Genomic DNA, 26,573 nt, shown 5'->3' with positions numbered 1-26,573 from the left:
CCGATGCATGGCGTGCGGGGACCGGCGTGGCCATACTTCGCCCCGGGCGTAGAGCGGCAATCGCCCTGCCTCCTTCCACGTAGACTTTAGGCATGCTTGCTTCAGCCACCCAGCCCTTTGTAAAAGCCGAGCTCAAAGCCGCGCTATGGGACATGGATGGCACCCTGGTGGACACCGAGCCGTATTGGATTGCCGCAGAGCGCACCCTCGTGGAGTCCTACGGAGGCGCCTGGAGCCATGAACAAGCCATGCAGCTCGTAGGGCAATCGCTCATGCACTCGGCCGGCATTCTCCAAAAGGCTGGAGTGAACCTGGAGAAGCGGGAGATCGTTGACTCCTTGAGCGCCCAGGTCATCGACCGCCTCCGCGTCGAGGTGCCGTGGCGGCCCGGTGCCAAGGAGCTGCTGGACGAGCTGTATCAATCGGGCGTCCGGTGCGCCCTCGTGACGATGTCCGAAGGCCCGATGGTGCGGGAGGTCGTCGCCAACCTCCCCAAGCCCTACTTCGAGTTCCTCATCACGGGGGACACCGTCAGCCAAGGAAAACCCCACCCCGAGGCGTACCTCGCCGCCGTCGAGCGGCTCCGGGACACGGATCCTGCGCTGACCGTGGATCACTGCGTCGCTCTAGAGGATTCCGTGCCGGGCGTTGCGTCCGCGATCGCCTCGGGGGTGGTCACGGTGGGAATTCCGCACCAAATGGCTTTGCCCGAGGATGCCCGCCGGGCAACCTGGGACACCCTCCAGGGACGGAGGGTCTCCGACCTTGAGGCGCTTGTCTCCGCCCGCGCTTCCGCCACCATGCCCGCTGCGGCATTCCTTGGACAGGCAAACTAAGTGAGCACTCCCCGGAACGGTGGCCACAGCACACGCAGCAGAAGGAAGGACGGGATTCCACTCGGCCGCATCGCGGGAATCCCCGTGTACCTTGCGTACTCCTGGTTCATCATCGCCGCGTTCACGGTGATCGTCTTCGGCCCGGCGCTGCTCATCCGAGACCACAGGTTGGGTATCGCCGCGTACTTCGTTGCCTTTGCTTACGCGCTGCTCCTTGCGTTCTCGGTCCTTGTCCACGAACTCGCCCATGCCTTGAGCGCCAAGGCCTTCAACTGGCCCACCGAGAAGATCGTGTTGAATCTCTGGGGCGGGCACACGCAATTCGAAAGCTTCATCGCGTCCCCGGGCCGTTCGGTGGTTGTCGCCTTGGCGGGGCCCGCCGCGAACTTTGTCCTTGCGGGGGCCACATGGCTGCTGCGAGCGGCAAATGACTTCACTGGGGTAGCGGACACGCTGACGAACATCCTCATGGCCGCCAATGTGCTCATCGGCATCTTCAATGTGCTCCCGGGTCTTCCCCTTGACGGAGGTCGCCTGGTGGAGTCCGCGGTATGGAAAGCCACGGGTAGCCAGGAAAAGGGAACGGTGGCGGCTGGCTGGGCGGGGCGGGTGATCGTGATCGTCTTGATCGTGTGGTTTATCGTGCTGCCCTTGCTGAGCGGAAATACCCCGGATCTCAGCTACACGCTCATCACCGTCCTTGTCTGCAGCTTCCTTTGGATGGGCGCCTCGGGCGCGATCAAGCAAGCGACGCTCCGTGGACGCCTCCCCTCGGTGAGTGCCGCCGCCTTGGCTGAACCCGCCGTCGGAATTCCGAACTCGGCCACGGTCGCCGAAGTCCTGCGCGTGGCACCGTACGGCACGCCCGCCGTCGTGATCTGCGGACCGGATGGCCGGCCACAGGGCCTCGTCGATCCGCATGCCGCCGCAGCCGTGCCGCCCTCCGAGGTATCCACGACCTTCGTGACCGCGGTTTCCACCCCGCTCGCCGACGGTGCCTACGTGCCCTGGACGTCCAGCGGCCAGGAACTGATCCAGTATTTGGCGCAGCTCAGCGGCGCTGAATACGCGGTCGTGGACGAACGCGGCACGGTCATGGGCCTGCTGCGTCAGCAGGCGGTAGTGACGGCCATTACAGGTAAAGTAGCCCGACGGAGCGGACGCCCGTAGGACCTTCCCGGTAGAGTTACCTGCCGGTCGTGAAATAACCCGGCCGGCAGTGTGCATCACTAAGCAGTAACTGCGGCAACAAATGACGGCCCAGCCGTACAGGAGCGAGGAAACACCCATGAGCAGCGAAACCGCCGCCAACTACACGGCCACCGGCGCCGCCGACACCGCCATTCAGCCGACTGGTGCGGCCCGGCGCCGAGGGCCCTTCCGTGTGGGCGAACGGGTTCAACTCACGGACGAACGCGGCCGGATGAACACCATCACCCTGGAGGAAGGCGGCGCTTTCCATACGCACCGCGGCTTCCTGAACCACGACGAAATCATCGGCCAGGTTGACGGTTCAGTGGTGGCCAACAACATCGGCCAGCAGTACCAGACCCTCCGTCCCTTGCTCTCGGACTTCGTGTTGTCCATGCCCCGCGGTGCCGCAGTGGTGTACCCCAAGGATGCCGGCCAGATCGTCACCATGGCCGATATCTTCCCGGGGGCCCGCGTTGTGGAGGCCGGCGTTGGTTCCGGCGCCCTTTCGATCTCCCTGCTTCGAGCAGTCGGCGACAACGGGTACCTCCACTCCTTCGAGCGTCGCGAAGAATTCGCCGACATTGCCCGCGGCAACGTGGAAACCATTTTCGGCGGTCCGCACCCGGCCTGGAAGATCTCGCTCGGCGACTTCCAGGAGGAAGTCGTCCGCTCCGAAGGGCCCGGATCCGTGGACCGCGTGGTGCTGGACATGCTCGCTCCGTGGGAATGCCTCGACGCCGTAGCCACCGTTTTGGCCCCGGGCGGCGTATGGATCAACTACGTGGCCACCGTGACCCAGCTCTCCCGTACCGCTGAAGCGATCCGCGCCGACGGCCGTTTCACGGAACCGGACGCCTGGGAGTCCATGGTGCGCGGCTGGCACCTTGAGGGCCTCGCGGTCCGTCCCGACCACCGCATGGTGGCCCACACCGGCTTCCTTTTGGTGACGCGTCGCCTCGCCGACGGCGTGACCGGGATCTCCGTCAAACGGCGACCGTCCAAGACCGAGTTCAGCGAAGAGGACCTGAATGCCTGGACTCCGGGGGCGGTAGGAGAGCGTGCGGTTTCCGACAAGAAACTGCGCCGGGCCGCGCGGGATGCGATTGCCGGCACCAACGTCAAGGACGACCCCACACCCGCTCCCTAGGGAAAGATCACAAACTGGTCCGCATTCCGGATGTCACAGGTTACCCAACGCTTTTGAGGGCTAAGGTCTATTTATAGAAAGCGGGAAGGAGCTGATGCTTCGTGGATACGTCGAACAATGACTTCGGGCGAACAACGCCGGAGGAGCCATCGAACAAGGCTGTGACTGAAGGAAAAGCGGGACACGGGGGTGGGGCAATCCAACCGGTGGACGACTCCGCGGAACTCACTGTCGCGGAACGCCAGATAAACATCCTTCGAGACAAACTGCGCCATATCGACCGTCAGCTTGCCGCCGCCACCCAGAACAACACCAAGCTCGTGACCATGCTGGAGACGGCTAAGGCCGAAATACTGCGACTCAAAGGCGCCCTCGAGCAGGACGGCCAACCGCCGTACAGCTTCGGGACCATCCTGCAGATCAATCCAAGGCGCCAGCCGACGGCAGGCAGCACCGGCCAGGCGGCCACCGAGGAATCGGTCGACATCTTCAATGCCGGCCGCAAGATGCGCGTGGGCGTCAGCCCGCTCGTTAACATCAACCAGCTGGCCGTTGGGCAGGAAGTCCTCCTCAATGAGGCCCTCCTCGTGGTGACAGGCCTGGGCTACGAACGGGCAGGCGAACTTGTCACGCTCAAGGAAATGCTGGGCACGGACCGCGCCCTCGTCGTGGGCAGGGCCGATGAAGAGCGGGTAGTCAGGCTCTCAGGCGCATTGCAGAAGGTGCACCTGCGCGTCGGCGATGCTTTGTCGCTCGATTCCCGCACGGGCTACGCACTGGAGAAGGTGCCCCGGGCAGAGGTCGAAAACCTGGTCCTCGAGGAAGTCCCGGATATTACGTACGAGGACATCGGCGGCCTGGGCCCGCAAATCGAACAGATCCGCGACGCGGTGGAACTGCCGTTCCTGCACCCGGACCTGTACCGCGAACACGGTCTCAAAGCCCCGAAGGGCATCCTGCTTTACGGTCCTCCGGGTTGCGGCAAGACGCTGATCGCGAAGGCCGTTGCCAACTCGCTCGCCGCCCGCGCCTCCGAACGGGCCGGCAACGTAGACCTGAAGAGCTATTTCCTGAACATCAAGGGGCCTGAACTCCTTGACAAATACGTCGGTGAAACAGAGCGGCACATCCGCCTGATCTTTGCGCGTGCCCGGGAGAAAGCCTCCGATGGCAGCCCCGTGGTGGTGTTCTTCGACGAAATGGACTCGCTGTTCCGCACCCGCGGCACCGGGGTGTCCTCCGACGTCGAAACAACCATCGTCCCGCAGCTCCTGAGCGAGATCGACGGCGTCGAACGCCTGGACAACGTCATCGTGATCGGTGCCTCGAACCGTGAAGACATGATCGATCCGGCTATTCTTCGTCCAGGGCGGCTTGACGTGAAGGTCAAGATCCAGCGGCCCGACGCCGAGGCGGCCGCCGACATTTTCGCCAAGTACATCACCACCGACCTTCCATTCCACGCGACGGATCTGGCAGAGCACGGCGGCGACGTCCAGGCCACGGTCGACGCCATTATCCAGCGCACCGTTGAAGCCATGTATTCGACGGAGAAGTCCAACGAGTATCTCGAAGTCACCTACGCCAACGGCGATACCGAGATGCTCTACTTCAAGGACTTCAACTCCGGCGCGGTTGTCCAGAACGTCGTGGACCGGGCCAAGAAGTACGCCATCAAGGACCTCCTGCTAACCCAGCAGAAAGGCCTGCGGATCGACCACTTCCTGCGCGCCGTCGTCGACGAATTCCGCGAACACGAGGACATGCCCAACACCACCAACCCGGACGACTGGGCACGCATCTCGGGCAAGAAGGGCGAACGCATCACCTACATCCGCACCATCGTCCAGGGCAAGGCCGGCCAGGAGCCCGGGAAGTCGATCGAAACGACTCCCAACACCGGCCAGTACCTGTGACGGCCCGGCCGGAAGGCCTGCCTTCGGACAAGCTTCCCGTGGGCGGGGCCATGCGGGTCATGGGTTCGGAAACTGAATACGGTATCCATGCGCCCTCCGCTCCGGGGGCGAACGCCACGATGATGTCCGCGCGGATCATCCAGGCCTACGCCAACCTCACGCGACAGCGGGCGGCCGGCGGGGCCGAGACCCGCTGGGACTATACGGACGAAGAGCCCCTGCATGACGCACGCGGTTGGACGGTGGAGCGCAGTGCCGCCGACCCCAGCCAGCTGACGGACAGGCCCCCCGTGCTCGACGCCGAGGCAGTCGCCTTGGCGTACGGGCGCCAGGAGCTCGAAGCCGACGGCGGCGACGAGTCAGGCTCGTTGCTGATGAACATGGTCCTCGGCAACGGGGCGCGCCTGTACGTGGACCATGCCCATCCGGAATATTCGAGTCCGGAGGTCACGAATCCCCGGGACATCGTCGCGTGGGACGCGGCCGGCGACCTCGTCGCCCTGGCCACGGTTCGGAAGGTCGCCGCGGATCCGGATCTGCCGGCCATCAACCTGTACAAGAACAACACCGACAACAAATCTGTGTCCTACGGTTCCCACGAAAACTACCTCATGCCACGGTCGGTACCTTTCGGGGACATCGTCCGCGGCCTGACGCCTTTCTTCGTCACGCGCCAGGTCATCTGTGGTGCCGGACGGCTCGGCAAGGGCCAGGACGGTTCAACCGCCGGATTCCAGATCAGTCAGCGTGCGGATTTCTTTGAGGCCGAGGTGGGACTGGAAACCACCATCAGGCGCCCGATCATCAATACCCGGGATGAACCGCACGCGACGGCGGACAAATACCGGCGCCTGCATGTCATCATCGGCGACGCCAACCTGAGCCAGGTGTCGAACTACTTGAAGTTCGGCACCACGGCTTTGGTCCTGAGCCTCATCGAAGCCGGCCAAGCTCCGAAGATCGAGGTGCATGAGCCGGTGGCCGGCCTCCAGGCAATCAGCCACGACACCTCCCTGACTGCCACGGTCAGGCTCCTTGACGGACGGCGCGTCACAGCGCTCGATATCCAGTGGATGTACTACGAGGCAGCGGCCAAACTTGGACAGGAAACCGGGGTTTCTGACTCCTTCAGCGGAGACGGCCACACCCGGGATGTCCTGGAACGGTGGGAGTCGACGCTGGGGCTCTTGGGGACCAACCCCGCCGGTGCCGCGTCATCGGTCGAATGGCTCGCCAAAATGTCCTTGCTGGATGGTTATCGGAACCGTGACGGCCTGGAATGGAACGATGCCCGCCTGGGCCTCGTCGATTTGCAATGGTCCGACGTGAGGCCGGAAAAGGGCCTCTATTACCGGATGCTTTCCCGCGACCGCATGCAGACAATCGTGGACGAAGCCACCATCAGCCGCGCTGTCGTCGAACCGCCGCCGGACACGCGCGCGTTTTTCCGCGGGAAGTGTGTTTCCAGCTTCGGCAAGGACGTGGTCGGTGCCAGTTGGGATTCGGTCATCTTCGACGTTCCCGGCATTGGAAAACTGCAGCGCGTGCCCACCCGGGAACCCCTCCGCGGCACGGAAGCACTCACCGGACAACTGTTTCGGAAACACGACACGGCGGGCGCATTCCTCCGTGAATTGCTCGGCCTGGACCCGGCCCCGCCTGCCTGAACAAGCAGCCGGCTAAAGGGCGTCAAACGGGCCCTTAAAACCGCAGCGTGGCGGCCCGCCCCGTGGCAGTATGGCATTACAGGAAGTCCCCGTTGCCGGGGATGGACAGAATGGAGAAGGAAATGGCAGCTCAGGAGCAGCAGCAACCGCAGTCGCGGGACGTCGAGGTAGAGACCGACGCCCCCGAGGCGCCGCCCGCAGCGCCGGAGGCCCAGGCCTCGGTAGCGACGCAGGGCGTGGACGATCTCCTCGACGAAATCGATGGCGTGCTTGAATCGAACGCCGAAGAGTTCGTCAGGGCATTTGTGCAAAAGGGCGGCCAATAGCCAGCCGCCAGCTAAGCCAAGGGCCCGGCCGGCGCGAGGCCGCCGGGCATCGGATGTCAGAGTCGAAGGAGCGCAGCAATGCAGGATCCATCAACCGGCCACCTGGCCACCCAAGCAACGTCTTCGTTCATAGAGCATCTGCAACGCTCCAGGCCTGAACTCCTCCCCTTTAATCAAGCGCTGCCTGCGGGACAGATTCCCCCCGTGCCCCATGCCACAACGATCGTCGCCCTCAGTTACCCCGGTGGCGTCCTGATGGCGGGGGACCGGCGTGCCACGATGGGCAATGTGATCGCCAGCAGGCACATCGAGAAGGTCTTCCCGGCCGACGAATACTCCGTCCTGGGAATTGCCGGGACCGCGGGGCTGGCCATCGACATCACGCGGTTGTTCCAAGTGGAACTGGAACACTACGAAAAGATCGAGGGCACTCTGCTGAGCCTGGACGGCAAAGCCAACAGGCTTGGCGCCATGATCCGGGGAAACCTGCCGATGGCCATGCAAGGCCTCGCGGTGATCCCGCTCTTCGCGGGCTTCGACCAGGCAGCCGGCGTGGGACGGCTTTTCTCCTACGATGTCACCGGGGGACGGTACGAGGAATTGGAGCACCATTCGGTCGGCTCGGGTTCGGTCTTCGCACGCGGCGCCCTGAAGAAGCTGTGGCGGCCGAACCTCACCGAAGACGAGGCTGTCGCCGTCGCGGTTGAGGCCCTCTATGACGCTGCCGACGACGACTCCGCCACGGGCGGTCCGGACCCGGTCCGGCAGCTCTGGCCGGTGGTCTACACCGTCAACCGCGCCGGTGCCCGACGGGTGCCGGAACGGGAGTTGGCGGCGATCGCTGGATCTATTGTTGAATCGCGCGCAGTTGCCGGACGGGAGGCCTGAGATGACCCAGCAGTTTTATGTTTCGCCCGAACAACTGATGAAGGACCGTGCGGACTTCGCGCGGAAGGGTATCGCCCGCGGCCGGTCCGTCGTCGTGATCAGTTGCGCTGACGGCATCGCGCTGGTGGCTGAAAACCCTTCGCCGTCGCTCCACAAGATCGGTGAGATCTACGACAAGATCGCGTTCGCAGCCGTGGGGAAGTACAACGAGTTTGAGAGTCTTCGGCAAGCCGGTGTCCGCTACGCCGACGTCCGCGGCTATTCATACGATCGCGAGGACGTCACCGCACGCGGTCTGGCCAGCGTCTACGCGCAGAGCCTTGGCGCCGTCTTCACTGCGGAACAAAAACCTTTCGAAGTCGAGCTGGCGGTGGCAGAGGTCGGGCACACGCAGGCCGAGGACCACCTCTATCGGCTGACTTTCGACGGCTCGATTGCCGACGAGAACGGTTTTGTGGTGATGGGCGGCTTGGCCGAGCAAGTTGCCGAGACGGTGGGCCGCGGTTGGAAGGCTGACCTCAGCCTGGCCGGGGCGCTTCGATTGGCCGTCAAGGCGCTGGCCACGGACAAGGAAGTGGACGCGCTTCCCGGGACGGCAGTCGAAGCCGCGGTGTTGGACCGGAGTCCGGAAAGCGGGCGCGGATCCCGGAGGGCATTCCGGCGGCTCAGGGCTGACGAAATCACGCAACTGCTGGCAGGGGAGGCCTGAGATGGACAAGAGGATATTCGGGATCGAAACGGAGTTCGGTATTTCGTACTCGAGCCCCGACTCACGGCCGTTGGCTCCCGAGGAAGTGGCCAGGTACCTCTTTCGCAAAGTAGTGAGCTGGGGACGCTCCTCAAACGTCTTCCTCACGAATGGCTCGCGCCTGTACTTGGATGTCGGCTCGCACCCGGAGTACGCCACCGCGGAATGCGACGACCTCGCGCAGCTGATCGCCCACGACAGGGCGGGGGAGCTCATCCTCGATGACCTCGTTGATGAAGCACAGGCCCGGCTTGCGGCGGAGGGATTCAACGGAACGGTCTACCTGTTCAAGAACAACACCGATTCCGCCGGCAATTCCTACGGCAGCCACGAAAACTACCTGATTCCGCGGCGGGGCGAGTTCTCGCGGCTCGCGGAGATCCTCATTCCCTTCCTCGTCACGCGTCAGCTGATCGCAGGTGCGGGCAAGGTCCTGAAGACGCCCCACGGGGCCACGTTCGCGTTCTCCCAGCGTGCCGACCACATTTGGGAAGGCGTGTCTTCGGCGACGACGAGATCCCGCCCCATCATCAACACCCGTGACGAGCCGCACGCCGATGCCGAGTTCTTCCGTCGTCTGCACGTGATCGTCGGCGATTCCAACATGTCCGAGACCACCGCGCTCTTGAAGGTGGGAACGGTGGATCTGCTCCTGCGCATGATTGAGGCCGGAGTGATCATGCGGGACATGCGGATGGAGAACCCCATCCGAAGCATCCGGGAAATCTCCCATGATCTCAGCGGTAAGGCTTTGGTTCGCCTGGCCAACGGCAGGCAACTGACGGCCCTGGACATCCAGCGGGAGTACCTTGCAAAGGTCACCGCTTTTGTCGCATCGAATGGAGCCCACAATCCGCACGTGCCGCTCATCCTGGATCTTTGGGAGCGGACGCTGGACGCGATCGATAGCGGCGATACCAGCGGAATAGACACGGAAGTGGACTGGGCCATCAAGAAGAAGCTGATGGATGGGTACATGCGCCGCCATGGAATCGGCCTGGACTCCCCGCGGATCGCGCAATTGGACCTGACGTATCACGACATCTCACGCAAGCGCGGGCTCTTCTTCCTGCTCCAGTCCCGCGGCGCGGCGCGGCGTCTGGTTGCCGACACGGACATCAAGGATGCAGTGGATGCGCCGCCGCAGACCACCCGGGCAAAACTCCGCGGCGACTTCGTCCGGCGCGCCCAGGAACTCGGCCGTGACTACACCGTGGATTGGGTCCATCTGAAGTTGAACGACCGCGCGCACCAGACGATTTTGTGCAAGGATCCCTTCCGCAGCGTCGACGAAAGAGTAGATGCCCTCCTGGACTCGATGAGCTGACTCCCAGCTTCACCCGCTACTCTGGAGGTTGGCCTTTTAACAGGCCTCTACGCGCATGGCCGAGCCTGGCCCGTCCATGCCCTCCTTTTGCCCCGACGAAAGTTCAATTTGTGCGACGTCTACTAGCAATTCTTATCCCCGGCCTCTTGCTGATGACCGCATGCGGCGGAAGCCCGGCACCAACAGCAACCCCGGAGCCCACCAGTCAGTCCGCCGGCGAAGTCGCCAAGCTGGATTCCCTTAAGGTCTCCGACAATGGAGACAAGAAGGCACCCGGCCTGGAATTCAACAAGCCGGTGGACGTAACGCAGCCGACCATCAAAATGGTCAGCGACGGCACCGGCGACAAGGTGAAGGCCGGACAGGTGGCGCAGATCACCTACATTGCCGTCGACGGCAAGGACGGCAAGACCCTCGAAGACACTTTCCCGACAGGGTCCCAGCCCGTCGAACTGAACGACCAGCTCAAGACCGGCAGCGCTGTGCTCTACAACGCTCTGGTCGGTGCGAAGGTCGGCGCCGACATCGCTTTCGCCGTCCCGGGAACTCCTGCTTCGGCTGAAGCAGCGGCAACGTCATCCCAGCTGGTGGTCTTCAAGGTCACCGGCGTCAAGGACGCTGTCAAGCCCCTGGACAAGCCCGAGGGCGATACCGTTAACCCGCCCGCCGGCCTCCCCACGGTCAAGGTCGACGACAAGGGAATTCCGCAGATTTCCGTTGACGGCGCGAAGGCGCCGTCGGCCCTCGTCGCCCAGGACCTCATCAAGGGCAAGGGCGCGGTCGTCAAGGAAACGGACACCCTGACGGTCAACTACGTCGGCGTCACCTTGGCTGATGGCAAGAAGTTCGACTCCAGCTACGACAAGGGCCAAACCGCCAGCTTCGCGCTCAACGGCGTCATCAAGGGCTGGACGCAAGGCCTTGCCGGCAAGACGGTCGGCTCCCGCGTCCTCTTGGTCATTCCCAAGAGCCTCGCGTATGGCGACGGCGCCGCGGCCCAGGGCCAGCCCACAGGCGACCTCGTCTTCGTCGTGGACATCCTGGGCGCCCAGTAAGCATCCGCAAACCTCCATAACACCGTCCCTATCAAATTGAGGAGTACCCATGTCATTTGGTCAGCGCGATTACGACCGCACTAAGCCGGAGATCGACTTCCCGGAGGGCGACGTCCCGACGGAACTCGTTATCAAGGACATCATCGTTGGTGACGGCGCCGAGGCTCAGGCCGGCGACACCGTCTCCACCCACTACGTTGGCGTTGCTTGGTCCACCGGCGAGGAATTCGACGCGTCCTGGGGCCGCGGCGCACCGCTGGACTTCCGCGTGGGAGTCGGCCAGGTCATCCAGGGGTGGGACCAAGGCCTGCTTGGCATGAAGGTCGGCGGCCGCCGTCGCCTTGAAATCCCGTCCGAGCTTGCCTACGGCTCCCGTGGAGCGGGCGGGGCCATCAAGCCCAACGAAGCCCTCATCTTCGTGGTGGACCTCGTAGCAGTCCGCTAGGTTTCGCAGCATGGGAAGGCGCGTCTGCAGCCGGAGAAATCCGGCTGCAGACGCGCCTTCCGCCTTTGCCGGAGGAATTTAGTAACGTAGCAGGCGTGTCCGCATCACGTACCGAACGACTCCTGAACCTGCTGATCGCCCTTCTGAACACGAAATACGGGCTGTCACGGGCCGTTCTCAGGCAGCAGGTCTATCACGATTCCGGCGAGAGCGACGTCGCGTTCGGACGCATGTTTGAGCGGGACAAGGCGGAGCTGAAGCGGTTTGGCTTCGACATCGAAACGCTCCTTGACCACGGTTTCGGCTCGGACGATCCCGCTTCGACCCGATACCGGATCGGCAAGGAGTCCAATCGATTGCCGTACGTGCACCTGACGCCGGCCGAGGGCACGGTTTTGCTTCTGGCCGCGCAGCTGTGGGAACGCGCGGCGCTTGGCTCTGCCGCCGCAAGCGCGCTACGTAAGCTGCAGGCTTCCGGCGACCTTGCCGACGTCGAACTCCCCGCCGGAGTCCAGCCGCGCATCAAGCCCGCCGGCCAGGCTTTTGACGACATCATCGTGGCCATGAACGGCCGGCACCCTGTGAGTTTTGGCTACCGTGCCGCGAGTACCGGCAAAGACGAAAGCCGGATGGTAGAGCCCTGGGGCCTCGGGAGCCGGTTCGGCCAGTGGTACCTGGTGGGCTACGACAGGGGCCGGAAAGCGAAACGGTTTTTCAGGCTGTCCCGGATGACGAGCGATGTTCACGTTGAGACGGCGTATCACTGCGAAATCCCCCCAGGGTTTGATACCCGTGCCGAACTGGACGGCCTCAATGAACTTCCCTTGCAGGAGGCCCAGCTCGACGTCGCCGAAGGCCGTCTGCTGGGTCTTCGCAAGCGCGCGGTGGGTGTCGGCGGAGCCGGAGGCGTCAGTGGCTCCCGGATGGGAAGGGACCGCCTCTCCGTGCCGTACCGGGACAGCGAACTGCTCGCCGAAGAACTGGCCTCCTACGGTCCCCACGTGCTCGTGGAGGGACCTCCCGAGCTGCGCGACGCCGTGATCCGTCGCCTTGAGGCTGCCGCCGCGTTCGCCTCGAGCCCCGCCGTCGAGGTCCGCTTCGAAGACGCCGGACCGGCACCGCGGGCGCGTAAGCGGACCTCGGAAGACCAGCTCAACCGCATGCTCCAGCTGGTCCCCTTCCTTGTCCATAACCAGGGCCTGCCCATCCAGGAAGTGGCGGACCGTTTCGGTGTCACCCGCGAGGAACTAGTCGAGGACCTGAAGATCCTGATTTGCTCCGGCCGCCCCGAAGGCTATCCGGATGACTTGTTCGATATCGATTGGGAAAACGAGCACGTCTACATCCGCGAGCACCTCGACCTCAACCGGCCCATCGGCTTCAGTGTTGACGAGGCTTCCGCCCTGCTGACGGGCTTGGCGACCCTGGGCGGGCTTCCCGCCCAGGCCGGAATGTCGGAGGACGAGCAAAGCGGAGCCCTGCAGTCAGTAACACTGAAGCTCACCGGCGCGGCAGGGGAGGCCGGCCGTTTGGCGGCGGCAGTCGCCGGCCCGCCCGTCGCCCCGGCCGACGCCGGGGCGTTCGACACCATCACCCGCGCGATCCAGGCGGGCCGCCAATTGCGGCTTCGCTACCTGTCGCAGCAGCACGACTCCGTGTCCGAACGGGACGTCGACCCTTTCCGGCTTTATTCCTTGGACAACACCTGGTACTTCGAGGCGTACTGCCACAGCAAAGCCGGGCTGCGGAACTTCCGCCTGGACCGCATCGAGGAGATCGAGCCCAACGGCCGTTCCGTTTCCAAGAGCGCAAGCACCGAGGAGGGCGTCCCGGTGAAGCTGTACACACCGAACGACGACGACGTGGTGGTCGTGCTCCAGCTGACCCGGCAAGGCGCGGGGCTGGCGGATGACTATTATGCGGAACGGACGGCCGTGCTTCCCGACGGCGGCTTGCTTGCCGAGGTCCGGTTCGGAAATGCGGACTGGTTGCCGATGTTTGTCGCACAGCACGGCGGTGCGGCCCGCATACTGGCGCCAGAGGGGCTTGCCGACGCCTCGGTCGCCTGGCTGGCTGCCGCACTTGCGCAGTACAAGCAATGAAGGCTGGTTAGACTACTCAGATGCCTTGGTGGTCCTGGATCCTTTTATGGCTCGCGCTGATCGCGGTGTCGCTGCTTTGCTACGTCCTGTTGGGCGTCCGGCTTTTCCGGAAGTTCATGGCCACGGTGCGTGAATTGAGTGCCGCAGGGGAGCGGCTGGGGCACCGCACGCACCTTCCCGAACGCCCCGACGACGACGGCGAGTCTCCAGTGAAAGAGTTCGGTGCGGCCGTTTTTGCCTCACCGGAACAGATGCGTCATGATTACGTGACGGCCAAGGCCTCCCGCCAGGAAGCGCGTCGCCAGAAGCGCGTTAAGCGCAAAGCGGAACGGGGCCAACCCCAGTCTCTGCACGACATCGATTTCAGTTAGACGTAGGATGTATTCCAACGAAAGGACTTCCCGTGGGACGACTATTTGATGGCCCTTGGCCAATTGTCATTATCATCATCGTGGCCCTGCTGCTCTTCGCGGCACCCAAGCTGCCTGCCATGGCCCGCAGCCTCGGCCAATCGATGCGCATCATCAGATCCGAAGTCAAGGAAATGAAGAACGACGGCAAGCCGGCGGCCAAGGACGACACGGACCCCGTTGAAGGCAAAGTGGTCAACCACCCCGAAGCGAACAAGAGCGGCAACGACACCGACGTTCCGCCTGCAAGCCGTAGCTAAGCAGTAGTGGCAACGAAGACGGGCCGCAAAGCCAACCCCGAAGGGCGGATGGCGCTCCTAGACCACCTGAGGGAGCTTAAGAACCGGCTGATCAAGTCTGCCATCGGCATTCTCCTAGGCGCCGTGGCAGGGTGGTTCCTCTATGAGCCGGTAGTCAACAGCCTGTCGGATCCATTGGTCAAGATCGCGCAGGAGACCAAACGCACCGCGGTCCTGAACTTCGCTAGCGTGGCCGATCCCTTCGACTTCAAGCTCCGCATTGCTATCCAGATCGGCCTGGTACTCTCAAGCCCTATCTGGATCTACCAGGTCTGGGCATTCATCACTCCCGGCCTGACCAAGAAGGAACGCCGGTACACGCTCGGGTACATGGCCGCCGCTGTGCCATTGTTCCTGGTTGGCGTGTACGTCGCCTGGCTGGTGATTCCGAACGTCGTGCGGGCACTGCTGCAGTTCACTCCACAAAACGGTGCCAACAACATCGACGCTGCCCAGTACTTGACGTTCGCTACGCACATGCTTCTTTTCCTGGGTATCGCCTTCCTGGTACCGGTGGTGCTGGTGGGCGTCAACATGGCGGGCGTCTTGAGCGGCAGGACCATCCTCAAGGCCTGGCGCATCACGGTCTTTCTCGTGTTTGTCCTGGCAGCGGTTGCCGCGCCCGGTGCTGACGCGCTGTCAATGTTCATGCTTGCCGGCCCGCTCCTGGTGCTGTTCTTCGCCGCGATTGGTCTCTGCATGCTGAACGACAAACGTCGCGCCCGCCAGCAGTCGAAGATTGCCGCCGAGACGGAAGCCACGGCCGACCTCGCCACACCCGCCTCCGATCTGGAGAACCTGTAGTCCCACGGCCACTAGGCTTGAAGCATGTCCTCCAATTCAGGGGCCCTTTCGCCCTCAGAAGCCTTTCAAGCAGCAGCGCAACGGAGTGCCGAGTCGAAAACCTATCTTGGCACCTTTGCCCAGTCGCTGGAGTTCGAGCTTGACCCTTTCCAGCGTGACGCGTGCCGTTCGCTCCAGGAAGGCAACGGAGTACTCGTGGCGGCGCCCACGGGGGCCGGGAAGACAATCGTCGGCGAGTTCGCCATCTACTTGGCCCTCGAACGCGGGCTCAAGGCGTTCTACACGACGCCGATCAAAGCGCTGAGCAACCAGAAGTTCTCCGAGCTATCGGCGAAGTACGGTGCCTCAAGCGTGGGACTGCTGACCGGCGACACCACCATCAACGGCGAGGCTCCGATCGTGGTGATGACCACTGAAGTCCTGAGGAACATGCTGTATGCCGATTCGGACACCTTGGGGGACCTTGGCTACGTCGTGATGGATGAGGTGCACTACCTGGCAGACCGCTTCCGCGGCGCAGTCTGGGAAGAAGTGATCATCCACCTGCCCAGCGAAGTGCAAGTGGTTTCCTTGAGCGCCACGGTGTCCAACGCGGAAGAGTTCGGCGCGTGGCTGGACACGGTGCGTGGACACACCGACGTGATTGTCTCCGAACACCGTCCCGTCCCCTTGTGGCAGCACGTCATGGTGGGGCGTGAAATTGTTGATCTCTTCGCGGGGGATACCACCTTTGACGAGATCGCTCCGGAGGCAGCAGACGGCGAAGGATCCGTGCCGGAGCCAGTCCGGGAGCCCGACAGGAACCCCCCGCAAAGGGAATTCGAGGTCAACCCGGAGTTGCTTTCCATGGCACGGGCGGAAAGCCAGATGAACTTCCGCGGCCGCTTTGGCCATGGCGGACGCAGCCGCCGGCGGCAGGACCGCCAGCGTGACAACACAGCCAGTGAGCAGCGCAGCCCGGTGCGCAAGGCCAGCCGGCCCCAGATCATTGCGAGCCTGGACCGTCAAGGACTGCTTCCGGCCATTACCTTCATCTTCTCCCGCGCCGGTTGCGACGGAGCTGTTGCGCAGTGTGCCGCGGCCGGGCTGTGGCTCACGACCGAGCGCGAACAGCAGATCATTGCGTCCCGGGTGGACGAGGCGAGCCGGGAGATTCCCGCCGACGACCTCGATGTCCTGGGCTTTTGGAGTTGGCGCGACGGGCTGCTCCGCGGGCTCGCGGCGCACCACGCCGGTTTGCTGCCGACCTTCAAGGAAGTCGTCGAGAAACTCTTCGCCGATGGCCTGGTCAAAGCCGTTTTCGCCACGGAGACCCTCGCCCTGGGCGTCAACATGCCCGCACGCTGTGTCGTCCTGGAGAAGCTCGACAAGTTCAACGGCGAAGCCCACGTCAACATCACCGCGGGGGAGTACACCCAGTTGACCGGCCGGGCGGGACGGCGCGGAATCGACGTCGAAGGCCACGCAGTGGTGCTTTGGCAACCGGGTACGGATCCTGCTGCCGTCGCCGGCCTCGCTTCGCGGCGCACCTATCCGCTCAACTCAAGCTTCCGCCCTACCTACAACATGAGCATCAACCTGATTGCCCAGTTCGGGCGGCCCCGGGCACGGCAGATCCTCGAATCGTCGTTCGCCCAGTTCCAGGCGGACCGTTCAGTCGTCGGGCTGGCCCGGCAGGTGCGAAGCCGTGAAGAGTCCCTGGCCGGCTATGCCGAATCCATGAAGTGCCACCTCGGCGATTTCACTGAGTACGCCAAGCTCAGGCGGGATCTCAGCGAGGCAGAACAATTCGCCTCGAGGAGCACCTCGCGGGCCCGCAAGTCGCTGACCGTTGACTCCCTGAGCCGGCTCATGCCCGGCGACATCGTCAAGGTTCCGGGCGGACGCACGCCGGGTTACGCCGTCGTGCTCAATGCCGATCCGAACTCGCGCGAACCTCGGCCCGCGGTCCTGACGGAAGACAACCAGCTTCACAGGATCGGTGCCCACGAAGTCGAAGGGCCGGTTGATCCCGTGTCCTGGATCCGGATTCCCAAGGCGTTCAACGCCAAGCTGCCCAAATCCCGCCGTGATCTGGCATCCGCCATGCGGAATGCCGTGCGGGAGGGGCGTCCGCCGGCCCGCGGCACGAACCGGAGCGAGGACTTCGGGCGCGCCCGCTACATGCCGGACCAGGAAAAGAAGATCGCAGACCTTCGCCGGGCGCTGCGGGCCCATCCGTGCCACGGCTGCAGCGAGCGTGAGGACCATGCCCGTTGGGCCGAACGCTGGTGGAAACTGCGGCATGAAACCGATGGGCTCATCCGGCAGATCCAGGGCCGTACCAATACGATCGCGAAGACATTTGACCGGGTCTGCGATGTCCTCGCCGTTTACGGTTACCTCCAGACGTCCGACGCCGGCCATGTCACCATCAGCGCGGACGGCCAGCGCCTGCGCCGCATCTACGGCGAAAAAGACCTACTGATCTCCCAATCCATCCGCCAAGGGGCCATCAAGGACCTCGATGGCGCCGAACTGGCTGCGCTGGCCAGCACGATGGTCTACCAAGCCAAGCGCGACGATCGCGGCCTGCGACCCAAAATGCCGTCCGTATCCCTCGAAACGTCCGTGGACATCGTGGTCCGGGAGTGGTCTGCGTTGGAGGACGTCGAGGACAAGAACAGGCTCCCGCTCACCGCCGAACCGGAGCTGGGACTTGTCTGGCCCATCTTCAAGTGGGCGAAGGGCCGCCATCTCCAGGAGGTCCTCAGCGGCACCGACCTCGCTGCAGGCGACTTTGTGCGCTGGGCGAAGCAGGTCATCGACCTGCTGGACCAGATGGCGAAGATTCCAGGGCTCGAACGGCGCCAAACCAAGATGTGCCGCGAAGCGATCGATCTGGTCCGGCGCGGCGTCGTCGCCTACTCCAACGTCTCCTGACACACCACAGATTCCCAGCAAGGAGCATATCCATGACTCATCCAGGCGTGCCCGCCGAAACCCGGCCCCGCAAGGTCACGATGTACCGGAACGGCTCCGTCTACACAGCCGCTGATCCCTTCGCGACGGCAATGCTGGTTGACGGTGACACTGTTGCCTGGGTTGGCTCTGAGCAGGCTGCAACATCGATTGCCGACTCATCGATGGAGGTGATCGATCTCCGGGGAGCCTTGCTGGCGCCCGGTTTCGTAGACTCCCACATGCACCTCACGGAGACCGGAATTGCTTCCGATTCCCTCCACCTGGCCGGGGTCCGCTCGGCGCGGGAGCTGCTCGACGCCGTCGCCCTGGCCGCCAAGGCACTCGGTACCAGCGGCGTCGTGCTTGGCCACGGTTGGGACGAGTCGGTGTGGTACGAAAAGACGCTGCCCACGCCCGAGGAGCTCGACCGCGCCGCAGGCGGGCGCAAGGTGTACCTGGCGCGCGTAGATGCGCACTCGGCTCTTGCCTCATCCGCCTTGGCATCCGCGGCCGGGCTGGACGGCCTCGATGGCTACGACGGTTCGGCGCACGTCCTGAGGGCCGCCCACGCCGCGGCCCGGCTGGTCGCCAGGCAGTTCCCCGACTCCGAGCGCCGCCGATACCAGGAACTGGCCCTGCGCGAGGCTGCGGCCCACGGCTATGTCGCCTTGGCCGAGATGGCGGCCCCGCACATTTGCAGCGTCGACGACCTTCGGATGTCTGCGTCGTGGAACTCTGCGTCGTGGAAGGAGGGCAGCGCGGGCGTGCCCGGGATCCTTCCCTATTGGGGCGAACTCGCCACATCGGCCGAGCACGCCTCTGCCATCCTGGAAGGCTTGGGCGTGCCCGTCCTTGGCCTGGCGGGGGACTTGAACATCGACGGTTCCATCGGTTCGAGAACGGCTGCCCTCAGCGCAGACTACGCCGACGCTCCAGGCCACCGTGGAAGCCTCTACGTCTCCGTCGACGAAGCCGCCGGCCACATTGCGGCCTGTTCAGCGCTCGGTATCCAGGCAGGCTTCCACGTCATTGGCGACGCAGGACTGAAGACGGCGCTGGACGCTTTTGACGTTGCCGCATCGGAGGTGGGGGAGCAGCGGGTCCGTGCCGCCGCGCACCGTCTTGAGCATGTGGAAATGGCCGATGCCGGCGATCTCGCCCGGCTTGCGAAATATTCGATCACAGTGAGCGCACAGCCCGCCTTCGATGCCACCTGGGGCGGGGCGGGAAAACTATACGAGCAGCGCCTGGGGGCGCGAAGCGTGGCCATGAACCCCTTCGCTTCGTATTACTCCACGGGCGTGCCGGTGTGCTTCGGAAGCGATAGCCCGGTCACCCCGTTGCGCCCATGGTCCAGCGTCAGGGCATGCTTGGAACACAGCAATCCGGATCAGCGCATTTCGGCGCGGGCAGCGTTCCTCGGACACACCCGGGCCGGTTGGCGGGCCGGCAAAGAGCGCAATCCGCTGATGGGACAGTTGGTTCCCGGGGCACCTGCGAGTTTTGCGGTGTGGGAAGTCGAAGAGCTGATGGTGCAGGTGGCCGACGACCGCGTCCAGTCCTGGTCTACCGATCCACGTGCACGGACGCCCCTCCTCCCCGCGCTGGACAGCGGTAGCGATCCCGCTTGCCTGCAGACCGTACGCGAAGGCCAGGAGATCTTCGCGAGCGAAATTTTGCGGTCATAGTTGCAGATAGCTTTGCTGGTCCTGGGGGCCCTGACCTGCATGTATGGATAAAGCCCCAGCTCAGGCGGCGCTTGACAGGATTTGTGAAGTCCGTAGCATTTAGGGTCAACAGGCTTCCACAGGAAATACCTGGTTGTCTGGCCGCGGTGGGGTCCGCTGCCAAAAACAGTCAACGGACCCGTTTTCCAAGACCGTGGCACTCGTAGTGGGCAGGTCCACTGCGCCGCAGAAAACGGTTCGGCCTCGAGTTCAACACGCGTGCCGGCACTGGACCTGCGCTAGTGGGCCTGCCCGCGGCCAAGTGAGACCCATGTGGCGGACGCCACAGGTGTCCCCAGGTACGTCAAGTTGTCGTTCTATAATGGAGAGTTGCGCCTGAATGCCAGCCACGCTGCTGCTCCGGCCCACTGACCGCTCCATCAAGGAAAGGCCTCTTCTTGCGTGTCCTGACGATCATCCCCACGTACAACGAGCTGGAATCGCTACCCAAGACCCTCGGACGGCTGCGCGCGGCTGTGCCCGCCTCAGACGTCCTGGTTGTCGACGACAACAGCCCTGACGGCACGGGACAGCTAGCCGACAGCATCGCCGCCGAGGACGGCCAGGTCCATGTCCTGCACCGCAAGGGCAAGGAAGGCCTCGGAGCCGCGTATATCGCCGGATTCAAATGGGGCATGGCCGCCGGCTACGACGTCCTTGTCGAGATGGACGCCGATGGTTCGCACCAGCCCGAGCAGCTCCCGTTGCTGCTTGACGCGATCAACGACGGCGCCGACCTTGCGATGGGCTCACGCTGGGTTCCCGGTGGCGGCACGGTGAACTGGCCGTTCTACCGTCAAGCGATTTCACGCACGGGGAGCACCTACGCCCGGCTCATGCTTGGCTTGAAGATCAAGGACATCACCGGCGGCTACCGCGCGTTCCGGCGCAGCACGCTAGAGGCGCTCAAGCTGGACCAGGTCGAATCGGTTGGCTACGGTTTCCAGGTGGATCTGGCGTGGCGGGTCGCCAAGCTCGGCCTGAAGATCGTCGAATGCCCCATCACATTTGTTGAGCGCGAGCTTGGTGCCTCCAAGATGAGCGGCAATATAGTTGTTGAGGCCATGATCAACGTCACCAAGTGGGGGCTCGCCTCCCGGTGGGCCGCGCTGACCCGGAAGAAGACCCCGGTCTCAAAGTAGGCTTAACAGACAAGGCCGGTTCCGCACTCTCTGAAGAGTGCGGAACCGGCCTTTTCCGCAGTCCGGCGCTATTTGACCAGGTTCGGCCACCGCTTGGACGTCAGTGCTTTGTTGCCGCGCTTGCGAGCGATGGAGGTTCGGCCCAGCCAACTCCGGCCCCGGGGCGGCCTCGCCTCTGGAAGGGCTTGCGCGGAGATTCCGGATGCCGGTCCGGGTGCTGCCGGCTGGCCCGGGCACAGGTCCGTGATCAGTCCCATTCCCGCGCATGCCCGCACTTCGCGGATTCCCACCACTGCGGCGCGTTTTGTCTCAAAATCCTTCGAGACCGCCATGACGGTCCCGTCCGCTGCCTTAAGCCGGAACCTGTAGCGTTCCCGGGCATCGACAAATAGTTCAAACTTTCCTGCCACGCTGACCTCCCCAATAGAGACATATCGTCCTTCTAACGACCGTACCCGGCGGTCACCTCAAAGCAAAGCACCCTTAGCGTTTAGCCCCTTGCGCCGCACAGATCCCGGATTCCGCAGGGATGTGGTTGCCGGATGGGGCGTCGACGTGTAGTTTTGGCGATGCAAAGTAAGCTTAGTAATACCCGCCACCGCCGGGTCCGCGGTTCAGCAGGAGGTACACCAGTGGGTATCGGATCATCCATCTTCCTTATTGCGATAGGCGCCATTCTGGCCTTCGCGATCCCCGGAGATGTCGTGTCATTCATCGACCTCCATATGGTCGGCTACATCCTCATGGTCGTCGGCGTCATCGGCTTGATCGTTTCCCTCTTCGTGTTCGGCCCGCGCCGGACCCGTCGAATCAGCGAAAGCCGCGCCACAGTAGACCCCGTCACGGGGGACCGCATCGTGACCAGGGACACCCGCGACGGCGGAATCTAGCAACAATAGGAACGAAGGGGAGGGTCGGCGTGCCGGCCCTCCCCTTTTCCATGTGCCCGGACGGCGATCAAACGCATTGTTGCCCGTCCTCAGACCAAGCGCCGGTTCCTAACCGCCGTTTCCCTTGCCGTTGCCCTTGTGGCGCCCCGGCGGCACCGGTGCTACAGGAGCCGGAGCAACCGGCGTCGATATCTCAACGCTCGGTGAAGGCGTCGGCGTGGGGGTGCTGGGCGTGGGCGTTGCCGAGACGGACGGGTCCGGTGCGGCGGGCGCAGGCGGCTGGAAGGCACTCACACCAACAATCACCAGTGCGGTGGTAAGAAGTGCCGCACCGACGGCCCACGCCTTTCGGCGCGCTCGGATTACGGGCTTCCCCCGCCCCGCCATTGCCGCGGGCTGCACCCCCATCTGGGCGGTGGCCTTCGCTGTGCGGGGCGGGCGATCGGGCATGCGGGGAAGGCTCTGCGTGGCTCCATTCGGGGCAACCGGCGTTGGCGCGGGAACGCCGGAACTGAAGGCATCCCGCAGTGCTTGCTCAACCTCCAGTGCGCCGGGCCGGGCGGAGGGCTCAGCCGATGTCATGGCGGTGAGGAGGTCAACCCACCGCGTCCCGAGGGCCGCCGGCACACGGGGCGGCCGGTGGAGCCGCGCAACGGCCGACTCCACGCTGGTTCCCGGGTACTCGAGCTTTCCGGTCAGGCATTCGAGGAGGAGAAGGCCGAGGGAGTAGATATCGCTGGCCGGTCCGAGGGCAGAGCCGGTGGCCTGTTCCGGACTCAAGTACGCGGCGGTTCCCACCATGGTGCCCGTTGCCGTCAGGCGCGTTCCCTCGATGATGCGGGCGATTCCGAAGTCGGTGAGCTTGGGCCGGATGGGAGACCCTACCGGGGCTTCAGGCAGGAGGACATTCGCAGGTTTGATATCGCGGTGGATGATCCCGCGCCCATGGACGTATTCCAGGGCCGACGCCAGATCCGCTCCTATGTGGGCTACGTCTTGGGTCGTCAGCGGCCGGTCCCGCAATCTGGAATACAGATCCGGACCATGAATCAGTTCCATAGTGAGGAATGTCCGGGCATGCTCCGGGTCCCGATCGTCGGTACCGGCATCGAAGAGAGTCACGAGTGACGGATGGTTGAATGTCGCCAGGAGCCGCATCTCGTTTTCATGCCGGGCAAGCTCGTCCGGCCCTCCGAGCTGGGGAGCAAAGAGCTTTAGCGCCACGTCGCGGCCTAGCCTCTCGTCCTGTGCCCGGTACACCGACGCAGTCGCGCCGCGGCCGATCAGGGTTCCCAGCCTGTACCGACCCGCAATAAGAGCATCGCTGTCTCCAGTGATAGGGCCATCCGGCACGGGTTTACCTCGCATTCTTCGAACCGACGGAGCCCGTACAGTCTAGGCCCCCTTTGCCGGGGACATGGACATTCGTCCCCTGTGGGGTAATCGTCCCGAATGGAGGGAAGGTTACGGTTCGGCGCGGCGGGCCAGATCGAGCTTCCCATCGCTTCAAGCTTGGTGCTGCCGCGTAGGCCCCTACCGCGTAGGCCCTACCGCGTAGGCCCCTACCGCGTAGGCCCTACAAAGAAGGTGCTCATCGACTGACCGGTTCAGGGTTGCCGAGGAGTCGCAGTTCATCGCGCCGGGGGAGCCCCTCCCAGTCGCCGGGCACGAGACACGCAAATGCACCGGTTCTGACGGCTGTCTGAAGACGCTCCCGAGCCCCCAAGCCTTCGACGAATTCGGCGAGGTATCCGGCCACGAACGCGTCGCCGGCGCCCACGGTATCGAGGACGTCGATTTCCATGGCTTCCTGTCGGAAGAGTTGGCCGTCGATGAATGCCAACGCGCCATCTGCGCCCAACTTGATAATCACTTGGCCCGGACCCATGGCGGCGATGCGTCTGGCGGCCTCTTCGGCGTCGCGGACTGTCCCGACTGCGAGTTCGGCCTCCTCAAGGCCCGCGAAGACGATGTCCACGTGCGGGATGATCTCGCGGTAGGCGCTTCCGGCGGTCTCGGCGTCCCAGAGCTTGCTGCGGTAATTCAGGTCGAAAGATACCGGAACACCGGCTGCTTTGGCTGCGGCGACAGCGTAGTGAAGGGTGGAAGCGGCCTGCGGAGAGAGTGCCGGGGTGATCCCGCTGACATGGAGCAACGCCGCCCCCGCAATCAGCCGTTCGTCGACGTCGTCGGGCGCAATCCGGGAACCCGCACTGCCGGAGCGATAGTACGCAACTTTCTGGGCTGTGGGGGTCCGGCGTTCCTTGACCATCAGGCCGGTCGGCGCGTCGTCGTCCACCGTCACGTGGACGACGACGCCCTCTGCGCGGATCTCCCGCTCTACAAGCTGGCCGAGGGAATCCGCGCCGATGCGGCTGCACCAGACAGCTTGGACACCCAGGCGTTGCAGGCCGATGGCGACATTGGACTCAGACCCTCCGATGCCGAGGCTCATGGTGGCCGCATGGGCCAGCGGGCCGGCCTTGTCCGAAGCCATGAGCGCCATGGTTTCGCCAAGGGTGACGACATATGTTCCGTGACTCATCGGGATTCACGCGCCCCATCAACGAGGTTCCGGACCCGTCGCGCCCGCGTGGTCAACTCAGGCAGACTCCCGCCCTTGAAGGCATCGCCGAGGAGCGGCCCTCCGAGGCTCACCGCCAATGCGCCTGCGCGGATCCATGCAGGTACGTCTTCGATAGTGAGGCCGCCTGACGGGACCACTTGGATGTCAGGGAAGGGGCCGCGGAGTTGCGATATGTAGCCGGGCCCGACCGTGGATGCGGGGAAGAGTTTGACGGCGGTGGCGCCTAGCTTCCAGCCGGTGTGGAGCTCGGTGGGAGTGAGCCCACCGGGAAAGACGGGCACGCCGCGTCGAGTGCAGGCAGTGATGACGTCCGGTTCGGTGATGGGCGTAACGATGTACGCGGCGCCCAGGTCGAGTGCCGTTTCGGCCTCAGCAGGAGTGGTCACCGTGCCGACGCCGATTTCCACGGCATCGCCGAAGCGATCGAGCAACAGGGGAAGCTCCTCAAACACTCCGGGCGTGCTCAAGGTCAACTCGATACTGAGCACGCCGCCGACCCGAAGGGCTTCGATGACGGGGCTGTAGTCCTTGGCATGCTTGGCCCGCAACACTGCCACGACCCTGGTGTCGAGGAGGATGGCGGATGGCGCCGGACTGGAGACGGTGTCCGGGGTTTCGAGATGGAACATGGATGCCCTTCGTATCTTGGTTGGCTGGCGGGCCTTCCCGACGGCGGCACTTGCCGCCGTCGGTTGCCCTTCGGGTGCTATTGGACGGGCTGCGCTTCGGAGGTCACCGCGATAATCCCGCTTTTGCCGTGTGCCGCGTCCTCGGGGTCCGTGAGGTCGCGGTTCAGGGTTTCCGGTGACATGCGGGTGGCGATGAAGCTGATCAGCATGGTCGCCGAGATATAGATCGCCACGGGAATCCAGGAGTTGCTGAACATCCCCAGCAGTGCCGCGCAGATCATGGGAGCGATGCCTCCGCCGATGATGGAAGAGAACTCGCGGCCCAAGGTGACGCCTGCGTAGCGGTAGCGGCTGCCGAAGATCTCCGGGAAGTAGCTCATGTGCACGCCCACCACGCCTTGGCATGCCAGGACGAAGCCGACCACGATCACCAACACGATGGCTACCGGCGAGCCGGTGGTCAGCATCAGGAACGCTGGGGCCGGGAACAGGATGAGTGCGCCGGTGATAAGTGATACGACGCGCCGGCGCCCGATCTTGTCGGACAGGATTCCGAAGGAGACCGCCGCGACCCCGCCGCAGAGCGAACCGATGAGCAGCACAGGGGGAATGAACTTCGGGTCCGTTCCGATCACGGTGATGAGGTACGAGGCCATGAACACCTGGATCGTGTATGACTGGGTGCTGACGCCGAGGTTCATCAGGATGACGCGCAGGACGTTGGCCTTGCCGTATTTGGCAACTTCCCGCAGGGGTGCCGGGGGTTCCGTGCGGGCCTGCTTGATCTCTTCGAAGACCGGTGATTCGTCCAGCTTGCGCCGGATGACCAGCGCTGCGATGGTCACGAAGATGCTGGAGAGGAAGACGAGCCTCCAACCCCACGTGAGCATGTCGTTGGGCGCAAGGGACTGCGCCGCGATCCACACGAGTGCGCCGAGCGCCGTTCCTGCGGCCGCGCCAACCATGATGAGGGACGCCAGCTTGCCCCGGGTTCCAGGGGCGGCGGATTCGGTAAGGAGCGTTGCTCCGCCTGACTGCTCCGCTCCGGCGCCAAAGCCCTGGGCAGCGCGGCAGACACACAGCAGGATCGGGGCAAGGAGCCCTACCTGGCCGAAGGTCGGCAGGAGCCCGATGGCCAGGGTCGCCCCACCCATGAGCAGCAGGGTGACCACCAGGACCCACTTGCGGCCAAGCCGATCGCCGAAGTGGGAGAAGAAGATCCCGCCGAGGGGCCGGAACAGGAATCCAACAGCGAAGGTGCTGAAACTGGCCAGCAGCGCCGCCGCGGGGGAAATGTTGGGGAAGAAGAGCTTGCTGAACACGAGTGCCGACGCGGTGCCGTAGATGACGAAATCGTACAGTTCAAGCGTGGTGCCGATGAGTCCGGCGACGGCGGCTTTCCGGACCTTGCTTTGGTCCACTGGCGTGGGCGGGAGGTTCGCTGCTGTGGTCATTTCCATACTCCTTTGAATGGATGTCCGCTGGCCCGTA

At 64.1% G+C, this 26,573-nt stretch carries 24 protein-coding genes; 19 read left to right on the top strand and 5 right to left on the bottom strand.

The genetic code is table 11. The features are described 5' to 3' along the window. The first annotated feature begins 92 nt into the window (after window positions 1-92). The 18 genes from QRN51_RS00250 (at window position 93) to QRN51_RS00165 (ending at window position 20,976) form a co-directional block, all read left to right on the top strand. Complete coding sequence (locus QRN51_RS00250) at window positions 93-836, top strand: HAD family hydrolase (protein WP_284988176.1); 744 nt, start codon at window positions 93-95, stop codon at window positions 834-836. After that, window positions 837-2,006, top strand: coding sequence for a site-2 protease family protein (locus QRN51_RS00245; RefSeq protein WP_284988175.1), 1,170 nt, complete (start codon window positions 837-839; stop codon window positions 2,004-2,006). Window positions 2,007-2,124: 118 nt separating this feature from the next. Continuing rightward, window positions 2,125-3,177, top strand: coding sequence for a tRNA (adenine-N1)-methyltransferase (locus QRN51_RS00240; protein ID WP_284988174.1), 1,053 nt, complete (start codon window positions 2,125-2,127; stop codon window positions 3,175-3,177). Window positions 3,178-3,278: 101 nt separating this feature from the next. After that, window positions 3,279-5,093: a proteasome ATPase gene (gene arc / locus QRN51_RS00235; RefSeq protein WP_084784542.1), complete on the top strand. Its 1,815-nt coding sequence runs from the start codon at window positions 3,279-3,281 to the stop codon at window positions 5,091-5,093. 50 nt (window positions 5,094-5,143) lie between these two features. Beyond that, window positions 5,144-6,760 (top strand): depupylase/deamidase Dop, encoded by a 1,617-nt coding sequence (gene dop / locus QRN51_RS00230; protein ID WP_284988314.1) that lies wholly within the window; start codon window positions 5,144-5,146, stop codon window positions 6,758-6,760. 122 nt (window positions 6,761-6,882) lie between these two features. Next, on the top strand, window positions 6,883-7,086 hold the full coding sequence (locus QRN51_RS00225; RefSeq protein ID WP_059389233.1) for a ubiquitin-like protein Pup: 204 nt from the start codon (window positions 6,883-6,885) through the stop codon (window positions 7,084-7,086). Between the two features lie 78 nt (window positions 7,087-7,164). Continuing rightward, complete coding sequence (gene prcB, locus QRN51_RS00220) at window positions 7,165-7,974, top strand: proteasome subunit beta (protein ID WP_284988173.1); 810 nt, start codon at window positions 7,165-7,167, stop codon at window positions 7,972-7,974. 1 nt (window position 7,975) lies between these two features. Next, the gene (gene prcA / locus QRN51_RS00215; protein ID WP_284988172.1) at window positions 7,976-8,683 is read left to right on the top strand and encodes a proteasome subunit alpha; all 708 of its coding nucleotides are present in this window, start codon (window positions 7,976-7,978) and stop codon (window positions 8,681-8,683) included. A 1-nt stretch (window position 8,684) separates the two neighbouring features. Further along, window positions 8,685-10,049, top strand: coding sequence for a Pup--protein ligase (gene pafA / locus QRN51_RS00210; RefSeq protein ID WP_284988171.1), 1,365 nt, complete (start codon window positions 8,685-8,687; stop codon window positions 10,047-10,049). Window positions 10,050-10,159: 110 nt separating this feature from the next. Further along, window positions 10,160-11,104, top strand: a complete 945-nt coding sequence (locus QRN51_RS00205; RefSeq protein ID WP_284988170.1) for an FKBP-type peptidyl-prolyl cis-trans isomerase — start codon at window positions 10,160-10,162, stop codon at window positions 11,102-11,104. Between the two features lie 49 nt (window positions 11,105-11,153). Further along, a complete protein-coding gene (locus QRN51_RS00200; protein ID WP_059389230.1) occupies window positions 11,154-11,549 on the top strand; it encodes an FKBP-type peptidyl-prolyl cis-trans isomerase in 396 nt (131 codons plus the stop codon). Window positions 11,550-11,644: 95 nt separating this feature from the next. Beyond that, window positions 11,645-13,651 carry a helix-turn-helix transcriptional regulator gene (locus tag QRN51_RS00195; protein WP_284988169.1) on the top strand — a complete coding sequence of 669 codons (2,007 nt, stop codon included), beginning with the start codon at window positions 11,645-11,647 and terminating at the stop codon, window positions 13,649-13,651. A gap of 20 nt (window positions 13,652-13,671) precedes the next feature. Then, entirely contained in the window at window positions 13,672-14,022 is a 351-nt protein-coding gene (locus tag QRN51_RS00190) for a hypothetical protein (RefSeq protein WP_284988168.1), read from the top strand. A gap of 32 nt (window positions 14,023-14,054) precedes the next feature. Continuing rightward, on the top strand, window positions 14,055-14,321 hold the full coding sequence (tatA, locus tag QRN51_RS00185; RefSeq protein WP_059389227.1) for a Sec-independent protein translocase subunit TatA: 267 nt from the start codon (window positions 14,055-14,057) through the stop codon (window positions 14,319-14,321). Between the two features lie 48 nt (window positions 14,322-14,369). Beyond that, the gene (gene tatC, locus QRN51_RS00180) at window positions 14,370-15,164 is read left to right on the top strand and encodes a twin-arginine translocase subunit TatC (protein ID WP_284988313.1); all 795 of its coding nucleotides are present in this window, start codon (window positions 14,370-14,372) and stop codon (window positions 15,162-15,164) included. A gap of 24 nt (window positions 15,165-15,188) precedes the next feature. Further along, window positions 15,189-18,086: a DEAD/DEAH box helicase gene (locus QRN51_RS00175; RefSeq protein WP_284988167.1), complete on the top strand. Its 2,898-nt coding sequence runs from the start codon at window positions 15,189-15,191 to the stop codon at window positions 18,084-18,086. A gap of 32 nt (window positions 18,087-18,118) precedes the next feature. Beyond that, entirely contained in the window at window positions 18,119-19,795 is a 1,677-nt protein-coding gene (locus tag QRN51_RS00170) for an amidohydrolase (protein WP_284988166.1), read from the top strand. A gap of 437 nt (window positions 19,796-20,232) precedes the next feature. Then, a complete protein-coding gene (locus QRN51_RS00165; protein ID WP_059389224.1) occupies window positions 20,233-20,976 on the top strand; it encodes a polyprenol monophosphomannose synthase in 744 nt (247 codons plus the stop codon). A gap of 68 nt (window positions 20,977-21,044) precedes the next feature. Here QRN51_RS00165 and QRN51_RS00160 read toward each other — a convergent pair whose 3' ends face one another. After that, the gene (locus QRN51_RS00160) at window positions 21,045-21,386 is read right to left on the bottom strand and encodes a YegP family protein (protein WP_284988165.1); all 342 of its coding nucleotides are present in this window, start codon (window positions 21,384-21,386) and stop codon (window positions 21,045-21,047) included. A 222-nt stretch (window positions 21,387-21,608) separates the two neighbouring features. On the opposite strand from QRN51_RS00160, the gene QRN51_RS00155 reads away from it, so the two are divergent. Next, window positions 21,609-21,866: a DUF6458 family protein gene (locus QRN51_RS00155; protein ID WP_078107972.1), complete on the top strand. Its 258-nt coding sequence runs from the start codon at window positions 21,609-21,611 to the stop codon at window positions 21,864-21,866. Between the two features lie 108 nt (window positions 21,867-21,974). Here QRN51_RS00155 and QRN51_RS00150 read toward each other — a convergent pair whose 3' ends face one another. From QRN51_RS00150 to QRN51_RS00135, 4 genes are all read right to left on the bottom strand, one after another. Further along, window positions 21,975-23,219: a serine/threonine-protein kinase gene (locus QRN51_RS00150; protein ID WP_284988164.1), complete on the bottom strand. Its 1,245-nt coding sequence runs from the start codon at window positions 23,217-23,219 to the stop codon at window positions 21,975-21,977. 238 nt (window positions 23,220-23,457) lie between these two features. Continuing rightward, entirely contained in the window at window positions 23,458-24,411 is a 954-nt protein-coding gene (locus QRN51_RS00145; protein WP_284988163.1) for a sugar kinase, read from the bottom strand. Further along, entirely contained in the window at window positions 24,408-25,082 is a 675-nt protein-coding gene (locus QRN51_RS00140) for a bifunctional 4-hydroxy-2-oxoglutarate aldolase/2-dehydro-3-deoxy-phosphogluconate aldolase (protein ID WP_284988162.1), read from the bottom strand. The genes QRN51_RS00145 and QRN51_RS00140 overlap by 4 nt, the downstream gene beginning before the upstream one ends. Window positions 25,083-25,159: 77 nt before the next feature. Next, window positions 25,160-26,536 (bottom strand): MFS transporter, encoded by a 1,377-nt coding sequence (locus tag QRN51_RS00135; RefSeq protein WP_284988161.1) that lies wholly within the window; start codon window positions 26,534-26,536, stop codon window positions 25,160-25,162. Window positions 26,537-26,573 lie beyond the last annotated feature (37 nt).

The sequence above is a fragment of the Arthrobacter sp. efr-133-TYG-120 genome (assembly GCF_030209785.1).
GTDB lineage: Bacteria > Actinomycetota > Actinomycetes > Actinomycetales > Micrococcaceae > Arthrobacter.
This window is presented reverse-complemented; position numbering and strand designations above follow the sequence as displayed.